Raw genomic sequence first — 15,620 nt, 5'->3', positions numbered from 1 at the left:
CAGGGATGACCGAACCGACCAACACGCTACCGAACCTGGGAGCGGCGGAACTTGCGGCTTATATCGACCACACCCTGCTGCGTCCCGACGCCGGGGCGGCCGAGATCGCCGCTTGGTGCGACGAGGCGGTGACCCATGGTTTCAAGTCGGTTTGCGTCAATCCCATCCAGATCCCCCTGGTCGCGGCCAAGCTGGCCGGAACCGGCGTTGGCGTTTGCTCGGTGATCGGCTTTCCCTTCGGCGCCAGTCCCACCGCCGTGAAGGTTGCGGAAGCCGCCTGGGTGGTGGCCCATGGGGCGACCGAGGTGGATATGGTCATCGATATCGGCGCCCTGAAGGACGGGCGGGCCGAGGCGGTGCGGGACGATATCGCCGCGGTCAAGGCCGCTTGCGGCAAGGCCCTGCTCAAGGTCATCATCGAGGCCTGTTTGCTCGACGATGAGCAAAAGGCTCTGGCTTGCCGGCTCAGCGCCGAGGCCGGGGCCGATTTCGTCAAGACCTCGACCGGCTTCGCCGGTGGCGGGGCCACGGCGAAGGATGTGGCCCTGATGCGCCGGACCGTCGGCTCGGCGCTGGGGGTGAAGGCCTCGGGTGGCGTGCGCACGCGCGATGACGCGCTGCGCATGATCGCCGCCGGGGCATCGAGGATCGGAGCCAGCGCCAGCATCGCCATCGTGGCCGAAGCCGACGCGGCGTCGACCGGCGCGAAGGGGGGCTACTAACCCCCGGCCCCTCCGATCGGGTCGCGCTTTCCGGGGACCGGCAAGCGCGACACGGCGGATCGGGGGGCTGGGTCGCGTGGCGCCCTTCGCCAAAAAAACAAAAAAACGAAGGCGTTTCCCGAAAGACTGTTCAGGAGGTCCAAGATGAAGAAGTTCCTATCGTCCCTGGTGCTCGCGGCGTCGCTTGTCGCCGGTCCGGCCCTGGCCGCCGATGCGCCGGTCGATGTCTCGCAGGTGCCCAAGGGCTTTTCCGCCAAAGACGTTGGCAAAAGCTATTCCATCGCCACCGTGGTCAAGGTCGATGGCATCGCCTGGTTTGACCGCATGCGCGAAGGCGCCAAGCAGTTCGGCGCCGATACCGGCCATGACACCTGGATGGTCGGGCCCAGTCAGGCCGACGCCGCCGCCCAGGTGCAACTGGTCGAGAACCTGATCGCCCAGGGCGTCGACGCCATCTGCGTCGTGCCCTTCTCGGTCGAGGCCCTGGAGCCCGTGCTCAAGAAGGCGCGCGATCGCGGCATCGTCGTCATCGCCCACGAGGCCTCGAACATCACCAACGCGGATTTCGTGCTCGAAGCCTTCGACAACCTCGCCTATGGCGCCAAGCTGATGGAAGTGCTGGGCACCTATATGAAGGGCGAAGGCAAGTATGTGACGACGGTCGGCAGCCTGACCTCGAAGTCTCAGAACGAATGGATCGACGGCGCCATCGCCTATCAGAAGGCCCATTTCCCCAAGATGGAGCAGGCGACCGGCCGGCTCGAGACCTATGACGACGCCAATACCGACTACAACAAGCTCAAGGAAGTGCTGACCACCTATCCCGATATCAAGGGCATCCTTGGTGGTCCGATGCCGACCTCGGCCGGCGCCGGTCGCCTGATTTCGGAACGCGGCCTGAAGGACAAGCTGTTCTTCGCTGGCACCGGTCTGGTTTCGGTCGCGGGCGAATATTTGTCCAAGGGCGATATCCAGTACATCCAGTTCTGGGATCCGGCGGTGGCCGCCTATGCGATGAACATCGTCGCGGTGATGGCCCTTGACGGCAAGGCCGATCAGATCAAGGCCGGCCTCAATCTGGGCCTGCCCGGCTACACCAGCCTGACCGCCCCGGTGGCGGGCAAGGACAAGCTGCTCTATGGCGCGGGCTGGGTCGGCGTGACCAAGGACAACATGGAAGACTACAACTTCTAAGTCCGCAGCCCCTGCTCCTTCGCTTTCGGCCCCGGGGCGGGAGCGCTTTGCCATCGGCAAGGCTCTCGCCCCGGCTTTCCTCCCCCGCCGGATGTCGTCAGACAGAGTGGTCCCAGATGCCCGAAGCCTTTATCGAACTGCGCGCCATCACCAAGCGGTTTTCCGGGGTGTGCGCGCTTGACGCCTTGTCCTTGACCATCAACAAGGGCGAGATTCATTGTCTGGCCGGCGAGAACGGCTCGGGAAAATCCACCGTCATCAAGGTGATGGCCGGGGTTTACCAGCCCGACGGCGGCGAGATCCTGATCAACGGCGCGCCGGTGCGGGCGCTGACCCCGATCGAGGCGGTCCGCCGCAATATCCAGGTCATCTACCAGGACTTTTCGCTGTTTGGCAATCTGACGGTCGCCGAGAATCTGGCGCTGTGCGGCGAGCTTCAGCAAAAGCGCAAGCTGGCCGACTGGAAGCGCATCCGCGCCATCGGCCGTCAGGCCCTCGACCGGCTGGGCGTCGATATCGACCTGGAGGTCGATGTCGAACGGCTACCGACCTCGAGCCGCCAGATCGTCGCCATCGCCCGCGCCCTGATGTCGGACGCCAAGCTGCTGATCATGGACGAACCGACGACGGCCCTGACTGGCCGCGAGGTCGACGCCCTGTTCCGCATCGTCAAGGATATCCAGGCCCAGGGCATCGCCGTGCTGTTCGTCAGCCACAAGATGCGCGAGATGCTGGAAATCAGCGAGCGGTTGACCGTCATCCGTAATGGCCGCACCGTCATCGACGGCCCGACCAGCGCCTTTGATGAAAGCGCCGTCACCCGCCATATGACCGGCCTTGATATTCTCAGCGAGGGCTACGCCTGGGCCGGATCGCCCGAGGCTGTGCCCCGGCTGGAGGTGCGCGGCCTTAGTCTCCCCGGCGCTTTTGAAGACCTGTCCCTGGCCATCCGCCCGGGCGAGATCGTCGGGCTGTCGGGGCTGCTTGGCTCGGGACGGACGGAATTCGCGCTCAGCCTGTTTGGCATGATGCCGCCGGCCGCCGGGCAAGTCCTGGTCGATGGCGCCCAGATCGCCCCGCGCTCGGTGCAAGACGCCATCGCCGAGGGTATCACCTATGTGCCCGAGGATCGGCTGACCGAAGGCCTGTTCCTGACCCAGTCGATCGACCGCAATATCCTGGCCACGTCTTATGAACGCCTCGCCCCCAGGGGGGTGATCGACCGCGCCAAGGCGGCGATGCAAAGTGCGGGCATGATCAAGGCGATGCAGATCGCCACGCCGACGGGCGAGAAACCCGTGGGCCAACTGTCGGGCGGCAATGCCCAACGCGTCGTGTTGGCGCGCTGGCTGCTGACCGATGCCAAGGTTCTGATCCTCAACGGGCCGACGGTCGGCGTCGATGTCGGCTCGAAGGCCGAGATCCACCGCAAGATCCGCGAGCTGGCCAGCGCCCATGGTCTGGCGGTGTTGATGATCTCCGATGACGTTTTGGAACTGGTGCAAAACACCAACCGCATCGTCCTTATGCACCGCGGTCGCTTCGTCGACGACCTGCCGACCGCCACGGTCAGCGAGCAGTCGATCAACGACTTGCTCAAAAGCTTCACCTGAGGGGAGGGGACGATGGCCATCTTCCAAAGATCCGAGGTCGTCATCGGCGCCATCCTGCTTGGTGCGATGGTGCTGATCGGCTTCATCAATCCGGCGTTCTGGCATCTTGATAACCTGTTCAGCCTGCTGCGCTCGAATGTGATCATCGGCATCATGGCCCTGGGCGTGCTGCTGGTGATGATCTCGGGCGGCATCGACGTGTCGTTCCCGGCCTTCGCCGTGGCCGCCATGTATTTGACGATCAAGGGCATGATTTTGCTCGGCTATGACGGTGTCGTCCTGCCGCTGATCGTCGCCACGCTGATGGGGGCGGCCTTTGGCGCGGTGAACGCCTTCTTCGTTCACAAGATCCGCATGATCCCGCTGATCGTCACCCTGGGCACCGGTAGCATGGTGCGCGGCTTCCTGCTCGGCGTCGTTGGCACCAGCATGATCAATATCGACAAGATGCCGCGCGCGCTGATCGATTTCGCCAAGCAAGACGCCATCAGCATGCGCAACGCCGATGGCACCACCTATGGCCTGACCGCCATGGTGCTGGTTTACATCGGTCTGGCCATCCTGATCGGCTGGATCTTGCGCCATACCATGATCGGGCGCGGCATCTATGCCTATGGCGGCGACAAGGAAGCCGCCAGCCGGGCCGGGTTCAACACCGGGGCCATCGTCTTTTTCGTGTACTGCACGGCCGGCGCCCTGGCCGGTTTCGCCGGCTTGCTGCATGGCGGCATGATCTGGCTGGCCAATCCCCGCGACTTCGTTGGTCTGGAGCTTGATGTGATCGCCGCCGTGGTTCTGGGCGGGGCCAGCATCTTCGGCGGCCGCGGCGGGGTGGTCGGCACCATGCTGGGCGTCTTCATGCTGGTGATGATCAAGAACAGCCTGATCATCCTCAAGGTCGATACCACCTGGCAAAGGGTGGTGGTCGGGATCGTCATCGTCATCGCCACGGCGATCACCGCTTGGCGCGACCGCCGCCGCGGCGCCTGAGGGAGAGCAAAGCCATGAAGACCGAACCCAAAGCCGGCCTCGATCTGCGCTCCCTGGTCAATCGGGACAACAACATCGTTCAATTGCTGATCATGACGGTGCTGATCTTCGTGATCATGACCGCGCTCAGCCCCGATAAGTTCCTGCGCTACTACAACTTCGAATCCATCACCTATCTGTTTCCCGAGCTCGGCATCTTATCGATCGCCATGATGGTGGCGATGCTGACGGGCGGCATCGATCTGTCGGTGGTTGGCATCGCCAATCTGTCGGGGATCCTGGCCGGCATCGTCTTCCACCGCCTGCTCGACCAGTCGGGCGGGGTGGCCGGAGCCGGTTTGCCGACCGTGGCCCTGGGGATCACCCTGGCGCTTGGCGTCGGCGCCCTGGCCGGAGCGCTCAACGGCCTGTTGATCACCCGCTTGCGCATCACGCCGATCCTGGCGACGCTGGGCACGGGGCAGGTCTTCACCGGCATCGCCCTGGTGCTGACCGGCGGCCCGGCGATCGTCGGCTTTCCCGACGCTTGGTCTTTCATCGGCAATGGCAAGGTGCTGGGGATCGCCACGCCGCTGTTCGTCTTCCTGGGCGTGGCGGTGCTGATCTCGTTCATGCTGGTGCGCACCACTTTGGGCGTGAACCTGATGCTGATCGGCACCAATCCCAAGGCGGCGGTCTTTGCCGGTTTGCGTACGGCGCGCATGGTGTTTTACAGCTATGTGCTGACCGGCATGCTGTCGAGCGTCGCCGGGATCATCCTGTCGGGGCGGACCAATGCCGCCAAATCCGACTATGGCAATTCCTATCTGCTGCAAGCCGTGCTGATCGCCGTGCTCGGCGGGACCAATCCCGCCGGCGGCAAGGGCTCGGTGCTGGGCGTCGGCATCGCCGTCGTCGCCTTGATGCTGCTGTCGAGCGGTTTCCAGATCCTGCGCTTTTCCAATCATCTGATCGATTTCATCTGGGGCGCCTTCCTGCTTCTGGTGATCGCCATCAATGCGTTGCGCAACCGCTCCCGCTGATCGGTTTTTCGGGAAAAAGGCCTTCCGTCATGTCCGTAACCGCCCTTACGCTGCGTTCTTGCTTTTTCGGGGAAAAGGAGCGCCCGGTCGTCTCCTTCGCCGGAATGACCGCCAGCCTGTTCCGCTATGACAGCGGCATCGAGGCGATCCGCCTGACCAATGCGCGCGGTCATCTGGTCGTGCTGCCGTTCTTTGGCCAGATGATCTGGGATGCCGTGTTCGACGGCGTCGATCTGACCATGACCAATATGTTCGCCCAACCGCGCCCAGCCGGGGAAATCGTTGGCACCTATGGCTGCTTCGCCTTCCATTCCGGGCTGTTGCGCAACGGCTGTCCCTCGCCCGACGATACCCATCCCCTGCACGGCGAAATGCCCTGCGCGCCGATGGACGAGGCCGGGTTGGAAACCGGCGTCGATGAAAGCGGTCCCTATCTGGCGGTGACCGGCATGCGCGAATACGTCATGGGCTTTGGCGCCCATTACCGGGCCCGCCCCCGGGTGGTGCTGCGCCCTACGGAGACGCTGTTCACCATCGCCATGACGGTGGACAATCTGGCGGGCGATCCCATGGACCTGATGTACATGTGCCATGTGAACTTCGCTTTCCAGGAAGGGGCCCGCATCGTTCAGCCCGCCCCCTTCACGCCCGAACGCACGGTGGTGCGCACCGCCATCCCCGGCCATGTGGTGCCGACCGAGGATTACCGCGCCCTGCTCGCCGCCCTGGCCGTCGATCCTTCGGGGATGGAGGTGCTGGACGAGCCGGCGCGCTATGCCCCTGAACAGGTGTTTTATATCCGCGACCCCTTGAGCGACGCCCAGGGCCGCACCGCCCAGATGATGCGCTTGCCCCAAGGCGGCGCCTTCCATATCGCCTATGACGGGGCGCTGTTTCCCAAATGCGTGCGCTGGGTGCTGGTCAACGACGATCAGAAGGTTTGCGCCTTCGCCCTGCCGTCGACCTGCGAACCCGAGGGCTATCTGGCCGAAAAGGCCAAGGGCAATGTCCGCAGCTTGGCGCCGGGCCAAAGGGCGGCCTTCGCCGTGACTTTGGGCTATCTCGATGAACCGGCGGCCGAGGCCGCCGAACGGGCGATCAAGGCCCTGTCTTTTGGTAAGGGAGCTTAGAGGATGTCGGGCAGGATCGCCGTTGTCGGCAGCAATATGGTTGACCTGATTACCTATGTCACCCGCATGCCCGACAAGGGCGAGACCATCGAGGCGCCGAACTTCGCCCTGGGCTGCGGCGGCAAGGGGGCCAATCAGGCGATCGCCGCCGCCCGCTTGGGCGCCGATGTGCTGATGGTCACCCGGGTTGGCGATGACATCTTCGCCGACAATACCATCGCCAATTTCAAGGCCAATGGCATCGATACCCGCTTTGTGCGCAAGGTTCCGGGCACGCCGAGCGGCGTCGCGCCGATCTTCGTCGAACAAAACGGCGAAAACTCGATCCTGATCGTCAAGGGCGCCAATGCCCATCTATCGCCGGCCGATGTCGAGGAGGCCGGCGAGGCGCTGAAAGGCTGCGCCCTGATCCTGATGCAGCTCGAAGTGCCCCTGGAAACCATCTATGCCACGGTGGCCTTTGGCGCGGCGCACGGCATTCCGACCTTGCTCAATCCCGCCCCGGCGGTGCCCGAGCTCGATGTCGAGCGCCTGCGCACGCTCTCCTTCCTGACCCCCAATGAAACCGAACTGGCGATCTTGTCGGGGATGCCGGTGGCGAGCGAAACCGAGGTCGAGGCCGCCGCCCGCAGCCTGATCGCCAAGGGCGTGCGCACGGTGATCGTCACCATGGGCGCGCGCGGCGCCTTGCTGGTCGAGGAAAAGGGCGCCACCCGCATCGCGCCGGTCCGCGTGACCCCCAAGGACACCACCGGGGCGGGCGACGCCTTCATCGGCAGCTTCGCCCATTACTATACGCAAAACGGCGATATCGCCGCCGCCCTGCGCAAGGCGGTGCGCTATGCCGCCGATTCGATCACCCGCAACGGCACCCAAAGCTCCTATGCCACCCTGGCCGAGTTCGAGGCCTTCTGCGCGACGATCGACGCCTAGGGAAAGGCACGGTCTGGCGGAAAAGCGGTCGTCCCTTTTCCGCCAGGGTCTGGGTTAGCGGGCTCCCATCACGTCGCGGTCGCGCAGGGCGCCCCGGGTGAAGGCATAGGCGATGGCGATGCGGAAGGGGGCGACGAGCAGCAGGCCCATCGTCAGCTTGACGCTGAGATCGCCGATCGCCCAGGTGATCCAGGGCAGGCCGGTGGCGGCGAAGGCCATCGAAAAGAAGATGGCGGTATCGAGCATGGAGCCCAGGGTCGAAGAAACCAGGGGCGGCAGCCACCAGACGCGCCGACGCAGGCGATTGAAAACGAACACGTCAAGCAACTGGCCGACCAGGAAGGCCGAGCCCGAGGCGGCGGCGATGCGCGGGTCGGCCAGGAACAGGCTCAGGCCGACGGCCAGGGCGAAGCCGACATAAACCACTTGGCGGGCCCGCACCGGACCCAGCAGGCGGTTGGTGATTTCGGTCACCAGAAAAGCCACCGGATAGGTGAAGGCGCCCCAGGTCAGCCAGTCGTTCAGCGGAAACTGGACGAGGTAATTCGACGAGACGACGACCACGGCCATCGCCGCGATCGGAAGAACCAACGTCCGCATGGGTGTTATCCGTTCCTCTAGGGGGGTCAGGCAAGCCCTTTGCCTAACCCGCCCGCCCGGCAGGCGCAAGGAAAAGCGTCAAGGCCTTGGCTGCCGCCGCCGTTAAGCCCAGGCTCAGCCCGATGTTCTGGGCGCGATGAAGGGCTTTTTCTCGCCCGGACCAAGAACCACGGTCGTGCGGGCGGGGATCTCCCACAGCGGCGTTCGCTCGACCGCCGTCAGCCCGGCGCCGCCATAGCGTTGATCGCTGCTCGCCCACAGGGTGGTCCAGGCCTTGCCCATCGGTGGCGCCAGCAGCGGTTCGGCCATCGGCGTCAGGGTGATCTGCGGGCCGAGGTTGACCAGCATCAGGCGATCGCTCAGGCGCTCTTCGGCGAAAAACCGCAAAACGAACGTCTGGGGGCCGAGCACCGCGCCCTCCATCCGCCGGCAATCCTGGGCGGCGAAGGCCGGAGTCTCGCGGCGCAGGGTCAGCAGGTCGCGGTGCAGGGCGACCCATTCGGCATGGCTTTGCCATTCCCGGTGATCAAGCTTGCAGCGTTCGAAGGTCGCCTCGGCCGCCGGGTCGGGCAGATCCTCGCTCCGCCAGCCCTGATCGATGCTGGGAAACTGGGTCAGGAAATCAGCCCGTCCGTCTTTGACCATCGCCGCCAGCTTGGGCCCATGGTCGGCGAAATAGTAAAACGGCGCGCTCGAACGGAACTCCTGGCCCTGAAACAGCATCGGCGTGGCCGGAATAAGCAGCAGATAGGCGGTCAGGGCGCGGAACTGGGCCTCGTCGCTGAGTTTGTCGAGCCGTAGACCGCGCGCCGAATTGGCGACCTGATCGTGATTTTGCAAAAAGGCGACCATCGCCCGCCCGGGAATGGCGAAGCTGGTGGTGCCCCGGCCATTGCGTTGCCAGCTGTAATACTGGCCAGCATAAAGGAACCCCCATTTAGCCGCCGAAATAAGCTCCTGGGGTGATCCAAGATAATCCAGGTAATAGGCTTCGCGGCGACCGGTCAGGGCGACCATGGCGGCATGGTGCAGATCGTCGTTCCACAGGGCGTCGAGTCCGTAGCCCTGCGCCGTCTCGTCCTCGATCAGGCGGACCTCCTGGGGTTCGTTCTCGGCGACGACGAAGGTGTTGCGGCCCTTGGCGGCGGCGCGAACCTCGCGGGCGATTTCGGCGAGGATCGAGGGCTCGGAGCGGTCGTAGATCTGCTGGGTGGCGTCAAGGCGCAAGCCGTCCAGGTGGAATTCCTCGATCCAATAGCCGGCGTTGGCCAGATAGAAGGCGCGCACGCCCGCACTGCCGGGGCCATCGAAGTTGATGGCGACGCCCCAATCGTTCTTATAGCGGTCGGTGAAATAATCATTGGTGAAATGGCCCAGGTAATTGCCATCGGGGCCAAGGTGGTTATAGACGACATCGAGAATGACGGCCAAACCAAGGGCGTGGGCGCGATCGACGAAGCGGCGCATGTCGTCGGGCTGGCCATAAAGCCGGGTCGGGGCGAATAGATTGACGCCGTCATAACCCCAGCCGAAGCGGCCGGAAAACTCGGCGATCGGCATGATTTCCAGGCAGGTGACGCCCAGATCGCGCAAGCGCTCCAGATGGGCCATCGCCGCCGCCCAGGTTCCTTCCGGGGTGAAGGTGCCGATATGCATCTCGTAAAGCACCATGCCCTGGTGGCTGACCCCGGCCCAGGCCTGATCGCTCCAGACGAAGCCGGCGGGATCGACCACCAGCGACGGACCATGGGGGCCCTCGGGCTGGAAGCGCGCCAGCGGATCGGGGCAAAGCGCCTCAACTCCCTCCAGACGGTAGCGATAGGCGGTGCCGGCGCCCGCCTCCGCGACCAGAGCGGCGAAAGAGCCGTCGTCCTCGGCCGTCATGGCGATCGCCGCGCCGTTTTCCAGGCACAGCGTCACCGCCTGGCGTCCGGGCGCCCAAACCCGGAAATGCACGCCGCCGCCCGGCTGAACCTCGGCGCCCTGGGGCAGGCGGCGGACAGGCGGGGCGGGGGGAGGAGCGGCCGCGACCGATCGCGCGCTTGGCGGATCTTCGGCGGGGGGCGCCGCGACGAGGGAGGAAAGGGGGGGGCGTGGCGCCGGCGCCACGGGCGGGGTCAGGGGGCTCTCCATTGTTTTTTCCTCCCATTACGCCGCCGGGGACGGGGGGGCCGTTTCCCGGTCGGCCAGCAAAACGACGATGCCCTCGCCCCCGCCAAGGGTGAAGGCCGGGGCCAGATCGCCCAGCGGGCGCTCCGGGTCGGTGGACAGCAGGGTGGTGGCTTGGCGGCTGTCGCCGGGCAGGCTCAGGCTTTGGGCGCTTTCCCCCAGATTGAGGGCGATGAGCAGGCGGCGCCCGGGAACGCGGCGCAGGAACATCACCACCCGCTCGGGAGCGTCGAGCGCCCCATAATCGCCGATAGTTAGGGCCGCTTCGGCTTTGCGCAGGGCGATCAGGCGGTGGACGAGGGTCAGCATCGAGGCCGGCGCCGCGCGTTGGGCGGCGACATTGACCGTTGAGGCATCGGCGGCGATCGGCAACCAGGATCGGGAAGCGCGGGTGAAGCCGGCCTGGGGAGCGTCCTCCCATTGCATCGGCGTGCGCTGGGGGTCGCGCCCCAGACCCAGGCCGGGCACGTTCTTTTCGTAAGGATCGCAGACCCGGTCGGGGGGGATCGGCACGTCGCGCATGGCGATCTCGTCGCCATAGTAAAGGGTGGGGGTGCCGCGCAGGGTGAGCAGCAGCAGCATGGCCAGCCGGGCCTGCCGGGGGCCCAGGCGGCTGGCGATGCGGCCCTTGTCGTGATTGCCCATCACCCAATTGGGCCAGCCGCCCCGGGGCAGGGCCTTTTCGTAGTCGCCGACGATCTCTTTGATGACGCCGGCGTCCCAGGCGGCGCCGATCAATTGGAAATTAAAGGGCAGATGGGCACCGCGCAGATCATGGCCGTAATAGGTGACCAGGCGATCGGTGGGCAGCCAGATCTCGCCGATCAGCACGCGTTCGGGATAGGCGTCGACCACGGCGCGCATCTCGCGCACGATGTCGTGCACTTCGGGGCGATCGGCGGTGTAGAGCGGGATCAGGGCATTGGCCGGACCGGCATTGGGCGGGCGGGCCGGATTGGGCGGATTGTCGCGGAACTGGTCGTCCTTGATCAGATGCCACATCACATCGACGCGGAAGCCATCCACCCCGCGCTCGAGCCAAAAGCGCATGGCGTCATACATCGCCGCGCGGACTTCTGGATTGCGCCAATTGAGGTCGGGCTGCTCCTTGAGGAAGGCGTGGTAGTAATACTGGCCGCTGGCTTCGTCGTATTCCCAGGCGCTGCCGCCGAATTCGGCCAGCCAGTTGGTCGGCGGGCCGCCATCGGCGGCCGGGTCGCGCCAGATGTACCAGTCGCGCTTGGCGCTGGCGGGCGATTGGCGGGATTCGAGAAACCACGGATGCCGATCAGAGGTGTGGTTGGGAACGAAATCCAAGATCAGCTTCAGCCCCAGCGCGCGGGCCCGCGCCGCCAGGGCGTCGAAATCGGCCAGGGTGCCGAAGATCGGATCGACATCGCGGTAGTCTTGAATGTCGTAGCCGAAATCCTTCATCGGCGAGGTATAGAAGGGCGAGATCCAGATCGCGTCCACCCCCAGCCACGACAGGTAATCCAGGCGTTGGGCGATGCCGGCCAAATCGCCGATGCCATCGCCATCGGCATCCTGGAAACTGCGCGGATAGATTTGATAGATAACGGCCCGTTTCCACCATTCCTGACCCGACATCGGGGTGGTTCTCCTTCAACGCCGTCTTTGAGTGACCAAACAACGCCGAGGTGGATTTTTCCCGTTGTCTTGGGAAATTACTCGGGTGCGGGAGGCAACGGCGGTCGGCGCGAATTGTTCCGTTGGGGCTTGCCAAGCCGCGCGGCGGGGCGGGCCGATCCTCGCGGCCGGTTCGCGGTTTTGGCGATTTCTTAACCAGCCTAGTGCATCCTCAGGGCTGTAAGGATGCGCCAATGGTCAGGGTATCGGACCGGCGCCAGAGCAGACGGCGTTAAGGGCGGTTCCTTTGACGCGGAGGATCCGCTCTCGAGTCACCAAGTTAGAGCGGCGATGGCGCGGAAGGGCGGTGCCGGGTTTTCCGCTTGCCGTGCCCCGTCGCAGGCCCGAGGATTACGACGATGACACCGATTCTTCTTCTTGTCGGCACCCTGCTTTCGGCGGCTTTCGTGGGTCTGGTGGCCGTTCTCGGTCAAACCCTCGACGGCCCCGCCCTGACCGCCGCCGTCGCCCTGGTCGGCCTGCCGCTGGTCGGGCATCGCGTTTGGCGCCAGACCGCGCCCCATCCCGTCACCGCGCCGGTTCCCAATCAGATTCGCAGGATGTCCCGCGCGCCGGGGGCGGAGCGGGCGCGGATCAATACGGGCGAGATCATTGAGGCTTTCGAGGCTTTGGATGTGGCCCTGCTGGGGCGTGGCGAGCGGCCTTTCGCCTTCGAGACCCTGGCCGAAGCCCGCCGCACCGCCCGGCGCCATCTTGACAGCTATGGCGTGATCACCTGCGATGGCCTGCATTTCCTGACCACGGCGCGCATCGAGGACCGCGAACTGGCGCGGGCTTATATCCGCAATGTCTATGCCCTCGACAACGACGCGCCGGGCCGGCCGGTCATCCATGTCGCCGGGCGGGCGCCCTGCGCCCCCTTGCGGGTGCCTTCGGTGCCGCCGCTGCCCGCGCGCATGGTCGATACCCGCAAGGCGATGCGCATGGCCAACGCCCTGGAGCGCCTGCGCTCCACCGCGTCCTCGCCCTCGGGAAGCCGCGAGGCGGCATGACGGTGGACGCTCACGGCAAAGACGACTGGCAAACCGCTCTGCGGGTGATGGCCGCCGCCGGAACCTGGGAGGAAATGCGTGGCGATCTGGAGCGCCTGGGCGTGCTCGGCCGCCTGGATGGCCCCCAACGCCTGGATCTGGCCCGGCTCTGGGAACGTCGCGGCGTCGAGGCCCTGGATGATCGCGGACTGGCCGAGGATTTGCGCCATTGGGCCGCCGGCCTCGGCCCGGCCGACCACCCCTTGGGCTTCCTGGCCCCGCGCCCGGCGGCTTTGGCGGCGGAGGCGGCGCGGCGCGGCTGGTTCCAACGCCCCTTGCCCGGCGGCCGCACCCTGATCAACCCCCCCGACGGCAAACCCGTCCTCCTCCCCCCCGGCCCCGAGGGCGGGTGAGGGGGCGGCTGTGGTGATCGCTCTTTCAAAAAACGATATCGGCCTCGCGGGTTAGGATGATGGAGCGGGGGGGCGACAGGGTTTCCTTGGAAACTCCGTCGCTGCCCGCCGCCAAGGGATCCCATTGGGCGAGGGCGCCGAAGTCGAGGCCGGTCAGGGCGCCGAGGGTGGCGACGGGGATCTGGACTGGGGTGAAGGCGGCGAGTTCCGCGGGGGCGAAGGCCTCGGCGGGTAGGTCGGCGATCTGGGCGGCCTGACTGAGGCGGAAGGCCAGGGCGCGCGGGCGGCTCTGGCCATCGATCAGGGCGATCAGCTTCCAGAAGGCGCCGGGCACGAAGAAATCCTGGCGATAGGGGCGGTCGTCCTCGGTAAACAACGGGCCGTTATAAACGCACAGCCGGCCGTTGGTGGCCTTGGCCAGATCGACCACGGCGTTTTCCAGATTGCCCCACAGCAACAAGCCCTTGCCTGACGCCTTGGCCGATTGGTTGAACACCTCGTGCTGGGGCGAGCAATTGGTCCAATGGAAGGTGTCGTCATTGGCCAATTGGGCCTCGGCCTGGGTATAGCCCCAGGCGGCATCGTCGCGGCGCACCAGATGGCCACGATCAAGGGGATTGGCGGCGTAATAATCGCCCCCGGCTTGCAGGCGCTTGGGCAGGCGGGGATCGAAGAACCAGCGGTCGGTGCCGCGCTGCACGTCGAAGGGGGCGCGGTGGTCGATATTGACCGCCGCCACATAGGCCAAACGCCGCCGGGCGTTCATCAGCACGCTGTAATGATGGTAGCGCAACTCGCTTACGCCCTCGCCAAAGGTGGCGAGCGGTCCCCGGCTGTCATCGACCAAGCGCGGCAAAGGGGTGGGCAAGCCCAGGAAATCGCTGCGAAAGCCCGGGCGGCGGGCATAGGCCGGATCGGCGGGATCAGGGGCGATCGCCGCGCCGCGTTCTTCAGCCAGGGGAATAATCGCCGGGGCGGCCGGCGGCGGATCGGCAAGGGCGGCGGGGGGGTGGACGATGGTCTCCGCCTCGGCCGCCGTCCGCGCCCAGCCCGGTCGTCCGGCGTCGGTCCACAGGGCGATCAGGGCATCGCGGACCGAGGCCATCGCCGGGTCGGCGAAGGTGAAGGTAAAGACATACTGATACAAACGCGAGATGCGGATCCCCTCGTTGCCGATCCAGACGATGCGCTCGGGCTGGCTGTCGGGAACGACGCGGCCATCGGCGTCGATCATGGCGCCGCTGGCGTCGGTCTTGGGAACGCCGGTGTGGTGGAGGGCCACCACCTCCCACTGGTCGTTGAAAACCGGCGAGCCCGAGGAGCCTTTTTCCGTATCGGTCTCGTAGTGGAAAACCGCATCGGGGTTGAGGGCGTCGGCCTCGTTCGACGGCGGCAGATCAAGCAGCCGGTTGTTGCGCAGGGCCGCCTGTTTGACCCGGCCGCCCGGGTGCTGAATGATATTGAGCGGCTCGCCCACGGCGATCTTGCCCTCGGCGGCGATCAGCGGCAGGAAGCCATAGTCCGACAGCGCCTGACCGCCATCCGAGGTGGGGCGCACGCGTACCAGCGTGAAATCCAGGGGGGCATCGGTCAGGAAAAAGCCATCGGGATCAAGCTCGAAGCTTTGCACCTCCTTGCGCGGACCGTGGCGATTGGTCTCGAAATCCATCTCCAGGGCGCTGGCGCGCGCGGTGCGAACGTCGGGAAGAACGTGGTTGTTGGTCAGCACCACATCGGGGGCGACCAGGAAGCCCGTGCCATTGGGGGCGCCCCGGGTGGTGATCAGGCCAACGGCCCGCGCCGCCGCCACGCCGATTTCCAGGAATTCGACCGACAGCAGATCACTGGTCTCGCCAATGATCCGTTCGGCGGCCAGGGCGCGCAGGGACAGGGCCGGGGCCACCATGTCGATCTCCCGGGTATCAGCGGCGCCGCCGGTCGGGGGCGGGGCGGCGGGAAGGCCGAGGATCGCCGCCGGGGGCAGGGCGCGGATGGCCGCGGCCCATTGCTGCAGGCGGCCGGCGCGCTTGGCCAGACGATCGACCGAATCGACGGGGGTGAAGTGCCCCGCCGGCTGGTGGTCCAGGGTTTTGCGGGTCTGCTCGCGTTCCGCAGCCCGTTTGCGCCAGCGGGCGGCGGCGGCGCGGGCGATGGCCAGATCGGGGCCCATGGCGGGGATTTCGGCGCACATCGCA

The 15,620-nt window shown here is 65.9% G+C and carries 13 protein-coding genes; 9 read left to right on the top strand and 4 right to left on the bottom strand.

All coding sequences use genetic code 11. From position 1 onward, the window contains the following. Window positions 1–5 precede the first annotated feature (5 nt). The 7 genes from deoC to rbsK all read left to right on the top strand — a co-directional run bounded on the left by deoC (window position 6) and on the right by rbsK (window position 7,604). Window positions 6–722, top strand: coding sequence for a deoxyribose-phosphate aldolase (gene deoC / locus RRU_RS11920; RefSeq protein WP_011389958.1), 717 nt, complete (start codon window positions 6–8; stop codon window positions 720–722). A 144-nt stretch (window positions 723–866) separates the two neighbouring features. Further along, complete coding sequence (locus tag RRU_RS11915; RefSeq protein WP_011389957.1) at window positions 867–1,916, top strand: autoinducer 2 ABC transporter substrate-binding protein; 1,050 nt, start codon at window positions 867–869, stop codon at window positions 1,914–1,916. 116 nt (window positions 1,917–2,032) lie between these two features. Further along, window positions 2,033–3,529, top strand: a complete 1,497-nt coding sequence (locus tag RRU_RS11910; RefSeq protein WP_014626345.1) for a sugar ABC transporter ATP-binding protein — start codon at window positions 2,033–2,035, stop codon at window positions 3,527–3,529. A gap of 12 nt (window positions 3,530–3,541) precedes the next feature. Further along, complete coding sequence (locus tag RRU_RS11905; protein ID WP_011389955.1) at window positions 3,542–4,519, top strand: ABC transporter permease; 978 nt, start codon at window positions 3,542–3,544, stop codon at window positions 4,517–4,519. A gap of 14 nt (window positions 4,520–4,533) precedes the next feature. After that, a complete protein-coding gene (locus RRU_RS11900) occupies window positions 4,534–5,541 on the top strand; it encodes an ABC transporter permease (protein WP_011389954.1) in 1,008 nt (335 codons plus the stop codon). 29 nt (window positions 5,542–5,570) lie between these two features. Next, window positions 5,571–6,671, top strand: a complete 1,101-nt coding sequence (locus RRU_RS11895; protein WP_011389953.1) for an aldose 1-epimerase family protein — start codon at window positions 5,571–5,573, stop codon at window positions 6,669–6,671. A 3-nt stretch (window positions 6,672–6,674) separates the two neighbouring features. Continuing rightward, window positions 6,675–7,604 (top strand): ribokinase, encoded by a 930-nt coding sequence (rbsK, locus tag RRU_RS11890; protein WP_011389952.1) that lies wholly within the window; start codon window positions 6,675–6,677, stop codon window positions 7,602–7,604. Window positions 7,605–7,658: 54 nt separating this feature from the next. Here the strand turns inward: rbsK and RRU_RS11885 are convergent, their stop codons facing one another. The 3 genes from RRU_RS11885 to RRU_RS11875 form a co-directional block, all read right to left on the bottom strand. Further along, window positions 7,659–8,204: a queuosine precursor transporter gene (locus RRU_RS11885; RefSeq protein WP_011389951.1), complete on the bottom strand. Its 546-nt coding sequence runs from the start codon at window positions 8,202–8,204 to the stop codon at window positions 7,659–7,661. A gap of 114 nt (window positions 8,205–8,318) precedes the next feature. After that, window positions 8,319–10,337 carry a malto-oligosyltrehalose trehalohydrolase gene (gene treZ, locus RRU_RS11880; RefSeq protein ID WP_011389950.1) on the bottom strand — a complete coding sequence of 673 codons (2,019 nt, stop codon included), beginning with the start codon at window positions 10,335–10,337 and terminating at the stop codon, window positions 8,319–8,321. A gap of 15 nt (window positions 10,338–10,352) precedes the next feature. Beyond that, window positions 10,353–11,981 carry an alpha-amylase family glycosyl hydrolase gene (locus RRU_RS11875; RefSeq protein ID WP_011389949.1) on the bottom strand — a complete coding sequence of 543 codons (1,629 nt, stop codon included), beginning with the start codon at window positions 11,979–11,981 and terminating at the stop codon, window positions 10,353–10,355. Between the two features lie 398 nt (window positions 11,982–12,379). Between RRU_RS11875 and RRU_RS11870 the strand changes: the two genes are divergently transcribed. Beyond that, complete coding sequence (locus RRU_RS11870) at window positions 12,380–13,033, top strand: hypothetical protein (RefSeq protein ID WP_011389948.1); 654 nt, start codon at window positions 12,380–12,382, stop codon at window positions 13,031–13,033. Continuing rightward, window positions 13,030–13,425: a hypothetical protein gene (locus RRU_RS11865; RefSeq protein WP_011389947.1), complete on the top strand. Its 396-nt coding sequence runs from the start codon at window positions 13,030–13,032 to the stop codon at window positions 13,423–13,425. Before RRU_RS11870 ends, RRU_RS11865 begins: the two co-directional genes overlap by 4 nt. Before the next feature lie 25 nt (window positions 13,426–13,450). Here RRU_RS11865 and RRU_RS11860 read toward each other — a convergent pair whose 3' ends face one another. After that, window positions 13,451–15,616: a DNA/RNA non-specific endonuclease gene (locus RRU_RS11860; protein ID WP_011389946.1), complete on the bottom strand. Its 2,166-nt coding sequence runs from the start codon at window positions 15,614–15,616 to the stop codon at window positions 13,451–13,453. Window positions 15,617–15,620 lie beyond the last annotated feature (4 nt).

The organism is Rhodospirillum rubrum ATCC 11170, from assembly GCF_000013085.1.
Lineage (GTDB): Bacteria > Pseudomonadota > Alphaproteobacteria > Rhodospirillales > Rhodospirillaceae > Rhodospirillum > Rhodospirillum rubrum.
The sequence above is the reverse complement of the archived record's forward strand: the minus strand, read 5'-3'. Positions and strand labels throughout refer to the sequence as shown.

Bases quoted from the DNA above. Each gene is read 5' to 3' on its own strand.
- RRU_RS11900 (WP_011389954.1), top strand. From the start codon at position 4,534: ATGAAGACCGAACCCAAAGCCGGCCTCGATCTGCGCTCCCTGGTCAAT.
- rbsK (WP_011389952.1), top strand. From the start codon at position 6,675: ATGTCGGGCAGGATCGCCGTTGTCGGCAGCAATATGGTTGACCTGATT.
- RRU_RS11910 (WP_014626345.1), top strand. From the start codon at position 2,033: ATGCCCGAAGCCTTTATCGAACTGCGCGCCATCACCAAGCGGTTTTCC.
- RRU_RS11870 (WP_011389948.1), top strand. From the start codon at position 12,380: ATGACACCGATTCTTCTTCTTGTCGGCACCCTGCTTTCGGCGGCTTTC.
- RRU_RS11905 (WP_011389955.1), top strand. From the start codon at position 3,542: ATGGCCATCTTCCAAAGATCCGAGGTCGTCATCGGCGCCATCCTGCTT.
- deoC (WP_011389958.1), top strand. From the start codon at position 6: ATGACCGAACCGACCAACACGCTACCGAACCTGGGAGCGGCGGAACTT.
- RRU_RS11915 (WP_011389957.1), top strand. From the start codon at position 867: ATGAAGAAGTTCCTATCGTCCCTGGTGCTCGCGGCGTCGCTTGTCGCC.
- RRU_RS11865 (WP_011389947.1), top strand. From the start codon at position 13,030: ATGACGGTGGACGCTCACGGCAAAGACGACTGGCAAACCGCTCTGCGG.
- RRU_RS11895 (WP_011389953.1), top strand. From the start codon at position 5,571: ATGTCCGTAACCGCCCTTACGCTGCGTTCTTGCTTTTTCGGGGAAAAG.
- RRU_RS11860 (WP_011389946.1), bottom strand. From the start codon at position 15,616: ATGTGCGCCGAAATCCCCGCCATGGGCCCCGATCTGGCCATCGCCCGC.
- RRU_RS11875 (WP_011389949.1), bottom strand. From the start codon at position 11,981: ATGTCGGGTCAGGAATGGTGGAAACGGGCCGTTATCTATCAAATCTAT.
- treZ (WP_011389950.1), bottom strand. From the start codon at position 10,337: ATGGAGAGCCCCCTGACCCCGCCCGTGGCGCCGGCGCCACGCCCCCCC.
- RRU_RS11885 (WP_011389951.1), bottom strand. From the start codon at position 8,204: ATGCGGACGTTGGTTCTTCCGATCGCGGCGATGGCCGTGGTCGTCGTC.